Origin of the sequence: Chitinophaga alhagiae, assembly GCF_003568665.1 — a bacterium.
Taxonomy (GTDB): Bacteria; Bacteroidota; Bacteroidia; order Chitinophagales; family Chitinophagaceae; genus Chitinophaga; species Chitinophaga alhagiae.
The window spans coordinates 133531-151413 of record NZ_QXMH01000007.1; the positions used below are offsets into that span (position 1 = coordinate 133531).

General features: G+C 48.3%; 13 protein-coding genes. 2 read left to right on the forward strand and 11 right to left on the reverse strand.

Features of this window, described 5'->3' with window-relative positions; all coding sequences use genetic code 11:
- Positions 1-29 precede the first annotated feature (29 nt).
- The 8 genes from D3A97_RS24605 to D3A97_RS24640 form a co-directional block, all read right to left on the reverse strand.
- Positions 30-2429, reverse strand: coding sequence for a beta-N-acetylhexosaminidase (locus D3A97_RS24605; RefSeq protein ID WP_119081224.1), 2400 nt, complete (start codon positions 2427-2429; stop codon positions 30-32).
- Positions 2426-3373, reverse strand: coding sequence for a 6-bladed beta-propeller (locus D3A97_RS24610; protein WP_119081225.1), 948 nt, complete (start codon positions 3371-3373; stop codon positions 2426-2428). Before D3A97_RS24610 ends, D3A97_RS24605 begins: the two co-directional genes overlap by 4 nt.
- Positions 3373-4251, reverse strand: a complete 879-nt coding sequence (locus D3A97_RS24615) for a PIG-L deacetylase family protein (RefSeq protein WP_157986753.1) — start codon at positions 4249-4251, stop codon at positions 3373-3375. Before D3A97_RS24615 ends, D3A97_RS24610 begins: the two co-directional genes overlap by 1 nt.
- 90 nt (positions 4252-4341) lie before the next feature.
- Entirely contained in the window at positions 4342-5787 is a 1446-nt protein-coding gene (locus tag D3A97_RS24620) for a RagB/SusD family nutrient uptake outer membrane protein (protein ID WP_119081227.1), read from the reverse strand.
- A gap of 54 nt (positions 5788-5841) precedes the next feature.
- The gene (locus tag D3A97_RS24625; protein WP_119081228.1) at positions 5842-9072 is read right to left on the reverse strand and encodes a SusC/RagA family TonB-linked outer membrane protein; all 3231 of its coding nucleotides are present in this window, start codon (positions 9070-9072) and stop codon (positions 5842-5844) included.
- A 159-nt stretch (positions 9073-9231) separates the two neighbouring features.
- Positions 9232-9900 carry an RraA family protein gene (locus D3A97_RS24630; RefSeq protein ID WP_119081229.1) on the reverse strand — a complete coding sequence of 223 codons (669 nt, stop codon included), beginning with the start codon at positions 9898-9900 and terminating at the stop codon, positions 9232-9234.
- A gap of 62 nt (positions 9901-9962) precedes the next feature.
- Positions 9963-10925 (reverse strand): 3-hydroxyacyl-CoA dehydrogenase family protein, encoded by a 963-nt coding sequence (locus tag D3A97_RS24635; protein WP_119081230.1) that lies wholly within the window; start codon positions 10923-10925, stop codon positions 9963-9965.
- Positions 10922-11314, reverse strand: a complete 393-nt coding sequence (locus tag D3A97_RS24640; RefSeq protein WP_119081231.1) for a RidA family protein — start codon at positions 11312-11314, stop codon at positions 10922-10924. Before D3A97_RS24640 ends, D3A97_RS24635 begins: the two co-directional genes overlap by 4 nt.
- Before the next feature lie 336 nt (positions 11315-11650).
- Between D3A97_RS24640 and D3A97_RS24645 the strand changes: the two genes are divergently transcribed.
- A complete protein-coding gene (locus D3A97_RS24645; RefSeq protein ID WP_119081232.1) occupies positions 11651-12523 on the forward strand; it encodes an AraC family transcriptional regulator in 873 nt (290 codons plus the stop codon).
- A 39-nt stretch (positions 12524-12562) separates the two neighbouring features.
- On the opposite strand, the gene D3A97_RS24650 is transcribed toward D3A97_RS24645, so the two are convergent.
- The 3 genes from D3A97_RS24650 to D3A97_RS24660 are packed head-to-tail and all read right to left on the reverse strand — an operon-like array spanning position 12563 to position 15780.
- The gene (locus D3A97_RS24650) at positions 12563-13705 is read right to left on the reverse strand and encodes a dipeptidase (protein ID WP_317126388.1); all 1143 of its coding nucleotides are present in this window, start codon (positions 13703-13705) and stop codon (positions 12563-12565) included.
- A gap of 26 nt (positions 13706-13731) precedes the next feature.
- Positions 13732-14853, reverse strand: a complete 1122-nt coding sequence (locus D3A97_RS24655; RefSeq protein ID WP_198674168.1) for a D-TA family PLP-dependent enzyme — start codon at positions 14851-14853, stop codon at positions 13732-13734.
- An 18-nt stretch (positions 14854-14871) separates the two neighbouring features.
- Entirely contained in the window at positions 14872-15780 is a 909-nt protein-coding gene (locus tag D3A97_RS24660) for a DMT family transporter (protein WP_119081234.1), read from the reverse strand.
- A 503-nt stretch (positions 15781-16283) separates the two neighbouring features.
- On the opposite strand from D3A97_RS24660, the gene D3A97_RS24665 reads away from it, so the two are divergent.
- Complete coding sequence (locus tag D3A97_RS24665) at positions 16284-17420, forward strand: Fic family protein (protein WP_119081235.1); 1137 nt, start codon at positions 16284-16286, stop codon at positions 17418-17420.
- Positions 17421-17883: the final 463 nt, after the last annotated feature.

A 17883-nucleotide genomic window follows, 5' to 3' on the forward strand; every position in this document is an offset into this window, starting at 1 on the left:
AATTTGAAATTTTTATCGGGTTACTCTTTTTATTCCGAAGAGGGTTTAGCCGGCATGCGCTTCTTCACTTTGCTGATAGCAGCCAGCAATATGGCATTGGGTTTCATAGCCGATGTGGTCACCTTCCCATAGTCCTGTTCCAGCGCTTGATAGCCTTTTGAACCATACAGATTTATTTCCTTTACCGGTTTCCCGAACCGCTTGTTAACCCATTCATAGGCATAAAAAACGGGGGTGCTGCCGTTGGTAGAACAAAGCACGGCATCGGATTCATAACAATATGCGTTCTGCGGGGAGCCGGTGTCGCCTTCTCTTGTATCGAGACTATTCTCCCCGCCGGGATCCCATTCTAAAATGTTAACCCCATATTGCACGGGAACAGTTATTTTATACCCGTCTTCATACACTATTTCATACCATCCAAGCAGATCAGGAGAATCAAAATTATCGGGGATATTGAAATAGGCCTTCTGATTGGCCGCCGGCAATGCGGACGCCTGTAAAAAGATCAGGCTGCTTACATCTTCATGAACAGGTATGCCCAGTACCTTGTCAGGCAGACCGCTCTTCTCATTTCCATTAGAACAGACGGCCACAAGGGAATTGCCGGGCAAAGAAGGCGCAGACAAAACAAACTTCCCGGCCCCGGCCGCTATTATACCCGGCTGCAAACCCTGCAACCGGACACCCAAAACAGTGGCGTTGGCCGGCGTGTTGTAAAAGGATGAAATATCTACGGTGTCTGACGTACCAGCATCTTCTCCGGGCATTCTTTTATTGCCCAGGGAGGCCCTGATAAAGGGTAACTGCTGCCAGACTATCGGTTGCAACTGCAGCTGGCTAATGGTATGATCTGACCAAAGCAGGTTGGCGCACCCGAGAAAGTCCATGATAAGGTCTTTGCCAATATTAAACTCCGTGGTAGCCGCCCAGGACGATGGCGCACCGCCTGCGAGGTTTATTTTCTTTGTCCGTTGGTCCCAATCACTGATATTCTGCGTGAAGTTCCCGAACACCTGCTGAAATCCCAGGCTGTCCAGTCTTGTTTCGTTCTTCTGGTCCCCCCAGAACCAGTTGAACACCAGGATGTCTTTAGGTATCTTCTGCGCCGTTAACGAGAGCGGCAACGCACCGGGCGCCTGGTAATGAACGCCTGTAGATGATATCCTGTTCTGGGGGCCTTTCCCCCGAACGCTTTCCAGCAAATAATCCCCCCACATGGCCACGCTGATCCCTTTCTTCCTGAAATAGTCATGGAGCCTTACTACATCGTTGGCAAAAAGCACCCCATAATCTTTCCCTATGCAACGCGGGCACACGCCAATGGGAGCGCCCCACCATTCATCATGGCCGATGTGGACCATATTGGGCTGTATAACATCCAGGTACTCATCATATACATCAAACATCAGCTTGTAACTTTCGGGATTGGATGGGCAGTATGTATCAGGCCATGGATCTCCCGGGTATTCAGCCAATTCATGATGATTTGCCAGTAGATAGTAGGCATGGGTCAGCGATGGTATTTCAGGTATTACTTCCAAAAAGTTCTCCCGCGCAACAGCTACCAGGTCTTTTACCATATCTTTCTCAATAATATATCCATCACCCGCGTCATAGTGGCTGGAGTTCTTCTCTTCTCCCTTAGGCCCCTGGGTGGCGTTAGACCTGGTATACTGCATATGCTTTACAAACCTTATCCAGCCCGTATTCACCTCGGGATGCCTGTCCAGCCGCATACAATTAAATTCTATGATCACCTTGTTGTACTTGTACAGCGCCATGAAATCACTCAAAAAGCGCTTGAAGAAAGGTACGTTTTCCGGCCCCGGCACGTAAAGCCGCACCGCCCTGAAGGGAAACCTGGGCCAGTCTTTGATGGCCATACCCTGTATTTGGCTGCCGTGCCCGCTACGGATCAACTGCCTTAACGACTGAAATCCATAAAACGCTCCCCTGTCTTCCATACCGCAGATAACCACCTCCCTGTTGCCGGCACGGAGCACATAACCCTCCGGACCAGGGCTTTCCCTTGTCAGCGTTATTTTATGAGCCGCGCAATACTGCTTTACAAGAATATTCTCCAAAGACCCCATCACGATCACCTTTCTGTTTTGCGGGATGGTATCCGCCTTTATTATCCTTATGGGGTTATCATATTTATCACCCAGCTCCTTCACCAGCAGCATGGCAAGCCGCATATCCGCTTCACGCGGGTTTTCCGGCACAACAATGACGGCATTGCCATCCAGCGTAAAAGACTCATTGGTTGCCCGTGCTTCCTGCGGGGTGGGAAATATCTGCGGGCCAGGTACAAGCTGCCCTGAAGCCCGGCAGATAATTGATAAAAAAAGAATAAAAAAAACGGTTGCAAAACGCAGTGGCGCCTGCGCGCCGCGCTGCAACATATCCCTGGTTGAATGGCTCATTTATACAAAATTTTATACCTTCTTATACAATGGTCATAATGATCTGTAACATATACACTACCGTTTTTCACCGCAATGCCCAGCGGGAAATGCCTGGTATTGTCAAAAAGGCCCGTTGTCAGCCACTGCAGCTTAAACCGGCTTGACGCATCAAACAACTGAACGCCGAAATTGTAACGGTCGCAGACATACATGTTCCCGCTTTCATCAACGGCAACACCGTGTGGTTCGCTAAACTGCCCGCCGGCCGCCGGCTGCCCTTCTCCGTATTCGCCAAATCTTTTTACCAATTGCCCATCAGGGGTAAAAACAGCCATGCGGTGGTTCTGCCTGTCACTCATAACCAGGTGCCCTTCTTTTGTAACTGCTATTTCGTGCGGCATGTATAGCTTGATCCCGATACGCCCGGCAGACCCCCATTGTGAAATATATTGCAGGTCAGCAGTAAATTGCTGTACCCTGTAATTAAAAGCGTCTATGACGTACAGTACGTCGTTTTTGTCAATAGCTATCCCGTAAGGATATCTGAACTGCCCGTTCCCGCCGCCGTATGCCCCCACTGACCCGATGAACCCGCCGCCGGCCGTAAACTTCTGTATCCTGTTATTATTCATGTCTGACACAAATACATTCCCGCCCGAATCAATGGCAATACCGTAGGGATATTTAAATTCTCCCGGGCCGCTGCCATACCTGCCCCACATCAATAGGAACGTACCGGTTGAATCAAATTTCTGTACCCGGTGATTATGTTGATCTACCACATATACATTCGATGCCCGGTCAACGGCTATCATGGCCGGGAACTTAAACGCTCCCGGCCCGCTGCCGTACGTGCCCCATTGCCCGGCCATCACGGCTTTCTCCTGTGAAACCGCGGCGTATGGATACCCCAATACAACAATAAAGAGTAGCATGCCTGCAATAAATACTTTTGTTCTCATCAATTGGTATTGTCAATAACGGTAATAAATTCTTCCACCTGCTCATTCAGCGGTACGCCCTCACTCATTAAATAATTCCTTCCCAGGCCGCCGTTCTGGCTAATGTGCATATTGAGCGCTTTATACTTCGTTTCCAGGTACTGGCTTATATCAATCCGCACGTCTGGTTTTCCTTTCCCGCTTGCCTGCGCATCTTCATCCAGCAGCCATCCATTGACCGGCATCCAGAGCTTGCCAACAGGCACGCCGTTGGCCATTGCCTGTTTAAAGGCGATATAAACCAGGTATGCCGCGTTGCCGTGGTCCATTTTTTCGCCGCCCAACGTATGCGTAATAACAATTTCCGGTTTGTATTCCTTTAGCAGGTCGTACACCACATCAACATCCTCATTCTCCCCCATGGTAGCAAGCGCAACGGTTCTGCCGCCCGGCGGGTTGTACCGGTTATATTCTTCGGACCCGTAGAAAAAAATACTACGCCCTATATAAAGGGTCGGCTCCCTGAAATCCATAAAAACAGGGATGGCCGGGTATACGGCAGCGGCCGCTTTCGCTTCCTCTTCGCGGATCTGGATCGTTTCCAATGCTTCCACCCTGTATTTCATGGGTGAGCCGGAAACCGTAAAATCAGGCCCCTCGTCAAACCAGGGCGTTCTTTCAAGGCTGCAGCCATCGAGGTTTTTGACCATGCAAACATACACGGCGGTATATCCCATTGCCACATACTTTGCCAGTGTGCCGCCGGCAATTTCATCCACATCATCCGCGTGCGCGCCAAAGACCATGATGCATTTGCCGGTGTCGGTCTTTACCTGTGCAGACAGGCCATTGAACGCAGCCAGGCCGGCCAGCATTAAAAGGCGGCATTTAAGAGACATAAAAGACATCATCTTTGATCAGATTAAACGAACATCAATAATTCAGCATATAAAAAAGGGGGAATGGCGGTGACCCCAACAATAATCCATTTAGGGGCTTACATATCCCGGGTTTTGCACCAGCAGCTTGTTCAACCGCAGGTCCACCTCCGGGATAGGCAACAGATAATCGTCTTCAGAAAAATTGACCACATACCAGGGCAGTGTTTCCTGGGTAACTTTTTTCAGTATCCGTTTCCTGTAGATATCAAACAAGCGGTCATATTCAAAACAAAGTTCCCAGCTTCGTTCCTGTAGTACCTTTTCGTCAAATTGTTCCTTCGTCATACTCAGGGTTGCTAGCGGCTCGGCCCCCGTACCGCCGTTTGCCCTGTTGATGATCTCATTGACCGCGTTTACCGCATCGGTATTGGGCCCGCCGTTTGCCATATTCAATGCTTCCGCATATAAAAGCAGCACATCGGCATACCGCAGAATGGGTATATTAAAGGTCATCTGGTAGGCGTTCAGTTCATCCAGCGGGCCATACAAATACTTGCGTATGCCGGCCCTTTTGCTGGCCACCTCCCATTCGGTATAATGTTTCCCTTCTTCATTATACAGCACCAGGTAAGCGTTCTTTCTTGGTTGTTCAGGGTATTTCACGGCAAAAGTGTCATCGGCCGTAATGTCTTCCCATCCGTAAAACGGCGCTTCGGCGCCTGTCCAGATCTGCCCGTCCGTTGCAACGTCGTCCGCCGTGGAAATAAAGCTCCATATCATTTCTGGGCCGTACTTGTTCTCATATTTGAACACATCATTCACATCCGGCGTTAATGCATACACATGGGAGTCTATTACTTTCTTTGCCGCCGCCGCCGCCAGCGCATAATTTTCTGTTTTATTGAGCGGGGCCGTGGCCATGGTGATGTACACTTTGGCGAGCAGGGCATTGGCGGCGCCGCTTGCAGGCCTGCCTTTCAGGTTTTCAGGCCAGGTAGCGGGCAGCTTGGAAGCCGCATCCTGCAGGTCCGAAACGATCTGCGCGTAAACTTCTTCAACGGACGCCCTTGCCTCCGGTTGCTCCAACGGGTTTTCCCCATCGGTATACAATGGCACTCCACCGTATAACCTTACCAGCATAAAATAATTGAACGCCCTTAAAAACTTGGCCTGGCCCGTGAGCAGGTCCAGTTGGTCCTGGGGCGTATTCTGTACCTTCCCTGAAAGAACGGCATGCAGCGCCGTATTGATATTTAGCAGCGCATTATAATGATACCGCCAGTAGTCAGCACCTGCGTAGCTGCTGATGACCAGGTCTCCGCCGTATATCTGGTCATCATGCACAAAAATACCTACGAACGATTCCATTCCAATCCCATACCCGTACCAGTATCCCCAGAGGGCATTCATGGCTGCGGCAAAGGCGGATTCCACCTGCCCGGGCGTAGTATAGAACTGGTCAGGGCTGATGCTGCTCATGGGGGTCTCGTCTAACTTGGCGCAACCGGATACGAGAAAGATCAGCAATACATATAGTGACAATAACTTCTTCATATATATATTCTTTTATAGTTAGGCATGCTTATACCGAAGCCAGCCAGTTAGTAATTAGAAAGAGCAGTTTATACCCAGCGAAACCGTTACGGACGTTGGATAGTTGCCAAAGTCTACCCCGCTCATGGCATCACTTGCGTTGTAAGAGCTAACTTCCGGATCGTATCCCGAGTACTTTGTCAGGGTAAACAGATTAGTAGCGCTTGCCTGGGCGCGGAAGTTCTTTAACCCGATCCTGTCTAGCAGACCGGCCTTGACCGCGTATGCCAGGGATACCATTTTCAGCCGCAGGTATGACCCGTCTTCCACCCAGCGCCCGGTCCTTGAATCCATCCCGAAGACCTGGGAGGCCAGCCCGGCGGCATTCCGGGTAGCGGCGTCTATATAAGCCGGCACATCCGTATCCTGGTTATTGATGGTCCACCTGTTCAGAATGGCTTTACTGGTAGCCTTGTAAGGCGCTTCCAGCCCTATCCTGATCTGGTTAAAGATGTTATTGCCATACGCGCCCTGGATCAGGAAATCCAGTTCAAAATTTTTATAGCTGAGTTTATTGTGCCATCCATAGGTGAATTTTGGCTGGGAATTGCCTATCACTTTGAGGTCATCAATATCGATCTTGCCATCATTATTTGTATCGGTGTACCTGGGATCTCCGGGCAGCTGCCCAAACTGCTGGGCGGCTTTTGCGTCAGCGGAAGACCATACGCCTTCGTACCCCCAGCCGTACATCTGGCCGAAAGGCTCCCCTACTACCAGGTACATCAGCGGGTTATTGAGATCATAGCCCCCGCTTGAAACAATGTAGGGTATCCTTTCATTATCGCCCAGCGAGATCACCTTGTTCCTGTTGAATGAGATGTTGAAACCGGTATTCCACTTCAATTCACCTGCCAGCGGGGAGCCGGACAGTTCTATCTCCAGCCCCTTGTTCTCGGTTGCCCCGGCATTGTCTATGATCACATTGTAGCCGCTGCTGGTGGCAAGCTGCCGGTAGAGCAGCAGATCGTCCGTTTTTTTCCTGTACACGTTGATGATGGCGGCAATACGGCCGTCAAACAATCCCGCGTCCAGCCCAATGTTGGTCTGCCGGGTGCTTTCCCATTTCAGGTTGGGGTTGGGCGGGTTGGTCAGGCCAAAGCCGGTATTGGTGGCAGACCCGCCGTTCCAGGGGTAGTTCAGGCCGGAAGAAACGGTAGCCAGAGACTGGTACGGGTCAATGGCCTGGTTACCGGTCAGCCCGTAGCTACCGCGTATCTTGAGCAAACTGAAAACACCCAGGTCTTTGATGAACCTTTCTTCAGAGAGTTTCCATGCCAATGAAGCTGAAGGAAAATATCCCCATTTGTTGTTGCTGCCAAACACGCTTGACCCATCCATGCGGTAACTGACCGTTAGCAGGTATTTATCTTTCAGGGAATAGTTGACCCGGCCGAGATATGATCTTAATACCCGTTTATCGCCACTTGAGCTGTTGATCACCTGTTCGGCGCTGGCAAGATTGTCCAGCCCGTTAACCGTGGATGTGAATCTGGAGGCGCTAAGGCTGGCCACGCGGAATTGACTGCTTGATTGTTCCGCCACGGCTGTAATATTGAGATGATGATCACCAAACGTTTTATCATACGTCAGGTTAGCCGAGCTCTGGTAATATTCATAGCTGGAGATTGCCTGGTGGCCCATTCCGCTTTTCCCGTCTACAGGCAGGCCTTCTTTTGTTTTTTCATTGTAGAATTTGCTGTCATTGGTATGAGACACATTGGCAAAGCCTGAAAGATTTAACTTCAAGCCACCTGGCAGATCAATATTGAAGAACAGGTTAGCATTATTGTTGGTAGACTTTACAGACGGCATCACCTCTTTGGCGCTGGCAACCGGGTTCCAGGTATCTCTCGGCCCAAAATTAGCGGGATGCCTGAAATACGAGCCATCAGCATTGTAGACCGGGTTCACCGCTCCCCATAGGGGCGCAACAATCACGGCGCCCTGCAACGTGAGGTCGTCTTCCCCGGATTCTCCGCCAAAAGCCGGAGACTGCCCTTCATCTTTGACCGCGTATAAGTTGATGCCTCCGCTCAACCACTTGTTGAATGTAACATCCACGTTGGAACGCAGCGCATATCTTTTATATCCCGAATTGAGCAGAATACCATCCTGGTTGAGGTAGCCGCCAGACAGGAAGTATTTTACCGACTGGCTGCCCCCGCTAATGGACAACTGGTGGTTCTGAATGACCGCATCGCGGTAAATGGCCTTCTGCCAGTCTGTTCCCCCGTTCTTGTCAAAAGCGCTGATCGCCTCCTCCGTGAATACCGGCGTAGGCACATTCCCTCCCGCGTTGTCCAGCGCCCTTACAGCATTGATATTGCGGGCGTATTCCCCGGCATCCAGCAGGTCCAGCCAACGGCTGATCCGCTGCACCCCAACGCCTGCTGAATAATCAATGGACGGCTTGCCAACGCTCCCCTTCCTGGTGGTGATCAATATCACGCCATTAGCGCCTCTTGATCCATATATGGCGGTGGCGGACGCATCTTTCAGAATTTCTACGGATTGTATATCAGCGGGGTTTATCTTGCTGATGTCCCCTCCCTGTAAACCGTCAACAACCACCAGCGCATTATTGCCCCCCAAAACCGAATTGCTCCCCCTGATGCGAATAACCGTTTTTCCCCCGGGCGCGCCATCCGTATTCTGAACGGCTACCCCGGATGCCCTGCCCTGCAGCGCCTGGTCTACCCGTTTGGCAGACAATTTCTCAATGTCGTTCCCGGTCACAGTGCTGATAGCACCGGTAAGGTCGCTTCTTTTTTGCGTACCATAACCGGTCACCACCACTTCATTCAGCTTTACATTGTCAGCCACCATTGTTACGGAAACGGTGTGGGCATTGCCGACCTTCTGTTTGTGGGCAATATACCCTACCGATGTGAAATGCAAAACCGGATCGTTTGCTGAAATGGTGATGCTGAAGTTTCCCTTTTCATCTGTCAATACAAAGTTGCTGGTGCCAACCTCCGTTACAGTAACCCCCGGCATACCGGTACCGTTCTCCGAATAAACAGCGCCCGTAATTTTTTTTGCATCCTGTGCCTGTGCGGATATGCCAGGCAAAAGAAGCCATAAAACAGCAATGACTAAAAGTAGCTTTGATTTCATGTCCTTAATTTTAATGTGTTGCGCTATTAGGCAGACGCCCCGGCAATATTCCGGACGCGCGTGGAAGTTTCGGGAAGATGGCATGCGGATCACGGACCCGTCATCTTCACCAAAACCGGATAGCATTAAAAATTGTTCTGATTACCTGCTTTTCGTATCCAACTCAATATATACGACGTAGAATTTCACGAGATCTGTTCTCATTTTCTTGGTAGCTGGGCCTTTGAGACGGCCCAGTTCAGTTTTTCGCGGCACAACACATGTTAGCAAAGGCTATGATCCATGCTATAAGGATTTATACTTATCATATACGGCCTTCAGGGAGTTTCCCTGTAAAAGCTCTTTCCTGGAAAGGTTCTCACGATTTGCTTTATCTTTTGCTTTTGCCATTACTTCATTTTCTATTGCCCGGGGTATGGTAACAACACCGTCGAAATCGGCGTATATGATATCTCCCGGGTGTACCAGTACGTCCCCGCAACGAACAGGAACATCGTAACCTGTTACAATAGCCCGCCCTTTTGAATCCAGCGGCCGTATACCACTGTAATAAACAGGAAACCCCATTTCGATGATCCTGACACAATCCCGTATCTGGCTGTCACACACGCACCCGGCAGCGCCATTTTTCATTGCAACGGTAGACATCAGTTCTCCCCACGGGGCATTGGTGCCGCCGGCGTCAGTGGAATGAACGATCACATCATTGTTCCGAAGTGAATCCATGGCCTCAATTTCCAGGCCGTAAGGGTCTTCCGCAACATGATCAATATCCGTCCAGCGAAACGTTCTTGCCCTGCCTATAAATCCGCAGTTCCTGATATCCGGAAGAAGCGGGCGCAGCCGCTGATGCATTGCCTGTTGCCGGTACCCCAATTCGTCCAGGATGTCGCAAACCACGGCTACATAGAGATGGTCCCGGATGAAACCGAATAAATGTTCGTCTCCTTGCATTTGTATTGTTTGTATATTAAAGTATTGCGGTCATTGAACGGTGTAAAGCAACACAGTACCTGTTACACCTCATCTCCGGCGTGCTGGGGGTACTTCTCCGACAATTGCCTGATCTCGCTGGAAAACCGGACAAAAAGTTCTTCCCACTGCTTTGCGGACCGTTGGGTATAAGGATAAAAACCGCTGGCGTTACTCACTCCTTTTGCGCCCGAGCTGACCAGCTCTTTTATAAAAGCGGGAGCATCCACAGCGTTATTCAGTTCGGGAAACAGTTCCTCCATCACCGAAAGGTAAGCGGGAATGCCCGTCAGGTCCATATACCGGAAGGGCCCGGCAAATGTGATCCAGGAGCCCAGGTCGTTCCTGCAAGCCCTGTCAATATCTTCGTAAGTAGCATAGCCGTTCTCTACCAGATAAAAAGACTCCCGCATCAGGGCATACATCAGCCGGTTGCTGATGAACCCCCTGATATCCTTCTTCACCAAAGAAGGTTCCTTACCCCAGCTCTCCGCAAGCACCATCATCCTTTCAGCATGATGAGGCGCGGTTTTGTTTCCACAGATAATTTCCATGAACCGCCCGATATGAGCGGGCTCTCCCCAATGTATCCCCAGGAGGCGCTCCGGGTTCCTCATCCCCTCCTGAAGCAGGGATATAGGTATGGCCGAGGTGTTGGTACCGATAATAGCGGTGTTGGGAATTGCGCCTTCCAGCTGCCTGAAAAGCTCCGCTTTTTTTGCCGCCGATTCTGAAATTGACTCAATGATGAGATGATGTTTTCCAAGCATGGAAATATCGTTCGTGATGATAAGCCTTTCCATGGCGGAGCCCGCATCTTCCCCAAAGGAGGTGCCTTTCTTTACCTGGCCAAGGAAATCCGAGATACGCCTGCGGGCCGCGGCACCTTCGTCTATCCGTTGTACAAGGCCGGTTACGGCGTGCCCGGCCATAAGCAGGCAGGTGGCTATGCTGCTGCCCATTAACCCAAGCCCCGCTACCCCGATGGGCATCCTTTGAGCTGTCATTTCGCTTTAATTTTAGCTATTGCGTCAATTTCTATTTTTATACCGTCTGAAAGAACAGACTGTACAGTTGTGCGCGCCGGTTTAACAGCGCTGAAAAAAGAAGCATATGCAACATCATACCGGTCAAAATCCACAATGTCTGACAAATGAACTGTGCATTTCACGATATCTTCCATGCGGCCGCCGGCTTCTTCTACGATCTTTTTGATATTGTTCAGGGTGGCAGCGGTCTCTTCTTCGATGCTGCCCCGTAAAATTCCGCCGGTGGAGAGGTCTACTGGCCCCTGCCCGCTGACAAACAGCCATCCATCAATGAGCAGGCCTGCGGAATAGGCGCCGGTACTAACTTTCTTGGCCGGGTGAAAAATTTCCTGGATCATCAGCGACATACGATTTGGAAAAAGAATTTTCTGAATAAGTATTTATAATGAACTCAAAGATAGACCCCCTCCTGCAGTTATAATTCCCATTTTGCTAAATTTAAGTATACTTTTTTAACAGGTACCCAAACGCGATGTTTGCCTTTTAATGGCACTGCACAGCCCGCAATGGCGCGGCGGCCGGCGCTATCTTTATGATTATTTAACAAGGAAATATTCAATTGGAACCCGAGATAAACGATTTAATATAGTCGAATATCGATAATATTGCAGATGCAATGAAGGGAAATGGCGGCAACCCACAGGCCGCGCCGGCGCTTTGATGAAGTTTAAATTATCATAACTATGAAGGCAAAACTGTTCTCCATACCCTTTTCATCAGAAAGCTCTTTTTTATATAAAAAGATGGAGCGCAACTGCATTGATGATCCCTGGCATTTCCACAAAGAATACGAATTGATCCTCGTTGAAAAATGTACAGGAACAAAATTCATCGGGGATAGTGTTTCTCATTTTGATGCAGGCGACTTGACTTTTATTGGATCGGATATTCCGCACCTTTTCAGGAATGAAAAAGAATACTATCTGAAAGCCGCAAAAAAGAGGGTGGAGATCATCTATATTCATTTCACCAGGAACTTCCTGGGCGATCTGTTTTTTGAGGTACCGGAAATGAAAAGTGTTAAAAAATTTCTCGAAAGGCCGGCCCTCGCCATGAATATTGATGGCGGCACAAGGGAATACGTTTCACTGCAGCTTCACAAAATGAGCAAACAGTCTCCCAAGCAGCGTTTGCTGACCCTGTTGGCCATTCTTATGAACATATCCGCCAGCAAAGACCTGAAGCCGCTCCTTTCGGACGGGTTTGTAGCTAATAATAACGGGGACTCGGACAAGATCAATTTTGCCCTCGAATATATTGCCAATAAATACACCGAGGAAATATATATTCAAGAGGTGGCCTCGAAGCTGAATATGAGCGTAGCTTCTTTTTCAAGATACTTCAGGAATTACACGCGAAAAACATTTTCAGCTTATGTAACGGAAATACGGATAAGACATGCCTGCAAGCTGTTGATGGAAAATAATTACAGGATATCCGAGATATGCTATATGAGCGGGTTTGAGAACTTGTCAAATTTCTACCGGCACTTCAAAAGAGTGATGTGTACCAATCCCAAAGATTACCGGGACAATTTTCTCAGTAATGTGTTGTAAGCCCCCGGGAGCAGCTCCCTGTTGGTGGGCGGCACGGCATTATACCCATGCCTTCTGAATGAACCTGACCAGATTCCCGCTTGCAATATTCTCAACATCTTCCGCTGAATAACCTTTATTTTTCAGCAGCGCCAGCAGCATCTGCAGGTCGGCAATTGTATCAAGGTCGCCGGGGCATTGCTCTTTCCCAAATTCTCCGTCCAGATCAGTACCAATGGCCGCGTGCAGGGAATTACCGGCAAGCTGGCAAATATGGTCGATGTGATCGGCCACATGCCGGAGGGTTACCCCGGCAGATTGAGGCGTGCTGCTGCCAACCTCCCATCCGGGAACCAGCATCCACGCATCAAATGCGGCGCCGACTACGCCGCCCCGTTCAATCAGCGCCTTTATCTGGTCATCTGAGAACTGCCTGTTGCCCGGCACCAGTGAACGGCAGTTATTGTGGCTTGCCCAAACCGGGCCGTGGAACAGGTCAAGCCCTTCCCAAAAACATTGGTCGTTGAGGTGGGTAACATCAAGAATAATATTCAGTTTTTCCATTTCCTTCAACAACTCCCGCCCCTTGGGGCTCAAGCCGCCGTTTGAGCCTGTTCCGCGCGGAAATTTATCTTTACGTATCGGAACCGGCAATATCGCATCTTCATCCGCATCGGTACCAAACGCATATACGCCCGGCCCGTAATGAGCTGGCCCTATTGCGCGCAAGCCTTGTGCATAAGCCTTCTCCAGGTATTTCATGTTGATGATCGAATCCGCGCCTTCCAGGCTGAGGATGTAGCCAACGGGCAATTGTTCCGTCTCAGGCGCTTCCTCCCACAATTGCAGGTGTTCCTGGAACCCGTTGATATCCCTGATCTGCACCATTTCGCCTTTTTCTTCCATTGCCCTGTACCAGCTTAGCTGCCCCTGGGTTTGCGCCCAGGCCTGCTCCTGAGAATGCCATCCGGGAAGGTGATTGTCTGGCGCTACGTACCGGGCTATCATGGTGGCAACACATATCCCTACCCGGCCTTTTCTCATTTCCGGCAGCGAAACCGTTCCGTTCCCCCTGTCAGGCTTATCTATCAACCCTTCCTCTCTTTCACGGATATTCCGGACCGGCTGCGTAAGGTCCCGGTTAAATTCAAGAGCGTTCATGCTCAAATCCAAATGTGCATCGAATATTAGCTTTGACATCATAGAACAATTAGTGCTTTAAATGGCATTCAAATAGTTACAATCCTGTTTCTGGCTTCCACCTCCCACTGGCAAACAATTTCCTTATGGAGAACAACCTGCGTTCTCTCATATAGTGAAACGGTGGGGCAAATATGGAATGGCACCGCGTAGAGAACATCCCCTACCTTCAACGCGGCCCAATCATCGTTCCCCACTTTAACAACCAGGTGCTCCTCATCCTGCGAAAGGACCGTATAGTTATTAAGATTCAAAAAGAAAACCCTTTTATCAATGGTATTTTCTGATGATACGGATTTATAACCAAGATCAGTGGTCACCGTTCCTTCCCGGGGTTTTGAGATAATGCGCGTGAGCAATACGGCCGCATGCAGGAACGGCATATCCGGCAATAACAGCTTATAGCCCATATCCCACAGCAAAGGAGTACCGGGGCTGCATAAAACCGGGCCCCGGCGGGCATGGAACGGAAAGGTAGGGCTGCCGCCGGCCACTATCTCCGGTGCGGACATCCCTGCTTCCATGATCTTCTCTACCGCATTCTCAACGGGAACAAACGCTTCGTTGCAATGCGCTTCCCTTTCCCACCATGCTGTGTCAACAATATGCCCGTCATACACATGAAGGCCCAGAACGCGGATGTTGGAAAGACAGGTCAGGCTCTGGTAAAGTGCTGCCACATCCCCATCCACCGGAAATCCCGTTCTGTGCATGCCATTATCTATGTCCAGGTACACATTTGCGGTCAACCCATTTCTTTTTGACAGATCATTCAACATCCGGGCGCTCTGCAGATTATCCACCAGGGAGGCAAACTGAATGCTGTTGAACCTTTCAGATAACCGGAGCAACCGGGCGGCTTTTTCCTCATTGAGCTGATACGCCAGCAGTACCCGGTCCACGCCTGTTTGCGCCAGCATTTCGGCTTCCGGGATGGTGGCGCATTTAAAGTTCCGGATACCCTTTTCCAGTTGCATTTTAACCAGAAAAGACATCTTGTGCGTTTTAACATGCGGCACAAGCCTCCCCGGGTTGCCGGCAATGGAGATCATGCTGACAATGTTGGAAGCGATGCGGTCAGGATACAACAGCAAAGCCGGCGAATCGGTACTCCCCGGGTCTTTTAGCGAATACCATGAATGCTGTGGCATACTTTGCATTTAGTCTGTTTAAATGTTACGGTTCATCCTGTATTCAACAATAGTGATCGTCAAAGTTGAAGCGAATATCAAAATCCCGCCGGCCATTGTTTTCAGGCTGAGTGTTTCCCCCAGCCATATTGCCGCTATGGGCAGGGCAAAAAAAGTAATGAGGTAATTGGACAAGGCAACCTGCATGGCATCGAGCGTTTTCAGGGCCATAAAAAAGAGTACCATGGACAGAAAGTTGTGAAAAATGGTCAGCAAACCGATGGCCATCCAGGTCTGTTTTGTAAATGACGGGATACGCCCGAAAACACCAGGTTCAAAATAAAATACCAGGGGGGCCAACAAGATAACCATGGCCGCGTAGGTAAAAAAGACCATTTCTATCTCCGTATACTTGCTCAGTATTTTCTTACAGCCTACATTATAATAGGAATTGCCAACAATGGCCAGGAAGATCAGCAGGTTACCGGCCGCATATTTAGCCCCAAAATCAATGTTTTTTATATCTGAGGTTGAACAAAGTATGACACCAATAATGGCAATTGAAAAACTGGCCCATCGCATGGTGGTCATTTGTTCCTTTATTAGCAGATATGCAAAAAAAGCCGTAACCACCGGAAGGCTAAGCGTCAGTATTGCGGCATTGCTGGCGGTAGAATATTGCGTTCCCCACGTCATGAATACCTGTGCCGGGAAGACGCCCAAAAGTGCAAGCTGCACAAATACCAGCACGTCTTTTATTGATTTTTTATTCCTGTTAAAATGGTTGAGCGCAAATGGCCCAAGCAGCAGCGTTGCGATCAGCATAGGCCCCCAAACAGTAAAAAAAGGCCCCGCCTGGTCCTGCATAAGTTTTATACACGTAAACTGCAATGACCACATTAGATTACATGCAAGCAGCAAAAGCCATGAAAGCATCGTTTTTTTCATATTCCCCTGCGTTCATAAGGCATATATATCACGTAAATGCCTGTTATTGTATGATCACGGCAAAAGTACTATTGGAACTGAATAGGAAAATTCCGCTTATTACGTAATTGCGTATACTTTTTTAACAGTCGTGTTCGTGAAGCAGGTACCTGGGGGAACATTATCGCAAAAGGCGTTCCGCCTCCGTGAAGCCGGGCATGCCTGATTGGGTTAGCGGAACGGTATTACAGGAACAGGCGGCCGTTTTCCAGTCGCCTTCTTATCGGCTTGATCAGCCTGGAGAGGAAAGGGCTAAAAACTAAAAAAGGCCCCCATTACTGGTGACCTTTTCAAAGCTTGTCGGGACGATTACCTGACAAAAAAGCCCATATGCTTTCATATGACAAATTTCCTAAATAGTTAAGATAGCGCAAAGCCCATCTTTGACTAACGGGCTCCTTAGTCAAGGTAATTAAATTTTCGTTGACTATGTATTTTTTTAGTAATTTCGGACAGATTAGATTATGAATATTAAAGACTATACATCAGGAGTATTTACCAAACAATATGGTTATAAGAGCTTTAGTCCAAATTCCATCAACAAGGAATGGGAAATAAATAACCCTGAGATAAATACCCTTTTAGAAGAAGCTAATTTAAGACTGGGTGAGCTGAATGCGTTTTCGACTTTTGTACCAGATGTCGATGTTTTTATTAGGATGCACATTGTGAAAGAAGCAACCCAATCCAGTCGTATTGAAGGAACACGCACCCGGATAGATGAGGCTGTACTGGAGGCCAAAGATATCAGTCCCGAATCGAAGGACGATTGGCAGGAAGTACAGAATTATATCGAGGCTATGAACCATTCAATCAAGAACCTGGAGAAACTACCTTTATCCGCCCGATTGATTAGAGAAGCCCATAAAATTTTATTAAAGGGAGTAAGAGGCAAAAATAAATTGCCTGGTGAGTTTCGTTCCAGCCAGAATTGGATTGGTGGAGCTACAATTAGTGATGCTACGTTTGTACCACCGCATCATACGCTCGTACCTGATTGCATCAGCGACTTGGAAAAATTTTTAAATAATGGGGAAATACAAGTTCCACATCTCATTAGAATTGGTATTGCACATTACCAATTCGAGGCCATCCATCCATTTCTTGATGGCAATGGAAGAATTGGCCGGTTATTAATCACACTGTATTTGATCACGCAAAAAGTGCTGAATAAACCAACGTTATATTTGTCTGACTTCATTGAAAAAAACAGACAGCATTATTATGATAACTTAATGGCTGTTTCGCTCAATAGTAAGATGGAACAATGGCTTAAGTTCTTTTTAGTTGGCATTATTGAAACAGCAAAGAATGCAATAGACACTTTTGCAAAAATAGTCGCCCTAAGAGAAAAGCTGGAAAAGGATACTATAGTGTCATTAGGTAAAAGATTGCCCAATGCAAAAGCACTACTCAACTTTCTATACAGTAAACCGGTTGTAACCGTTTCCGATGTGATGATAAACCTCAATATCACGAAACAGACAGCCAATGCGCTGATCAAGGATTTTTATAATCTTAAAATACTTAAAGAACAAACCGGGTATAAACGAAATAGGATATTTGTATTTGAAGAATACCTGAGATTATTTGAAAGATAAAAAATTGATATGGCCAATCTTGTAATAAACAAAGTTCATTTTAAGATAGTAAATCCTGCGATCCTGATATGGGTAAGCAAAGAAGATTTTTTTGAAGCAAAGAAAAAACAGTCATCCAGAAAGGATACTTGAAGATGATATATCAGCTTGTCAACAATCTGAGAATATCGTCTGATATGATATATTCGATTGTAAACCATTCTTTGGTATCACTGTAATCACTGTGTAAAGGGACCAGCTTACAAAGTTCGCTTTTTTCTGAAAACTTTCCTGAAGCCCTTAGGGCAGAGATAATGGCTTGTAGTAAAAAAATCAATTTGCAGCAGCTCGCGAAAGGGGACTATCTCAGTAACTGTGTAAGTTTTCAAAAATCGGAGTTCGTAGCAGGATCTATATCCTGATCCTGCTTTCAAAAATAGTTAAAAACTGGTCCAGGACAATGCCCCAGTTCCTTATTGGCATT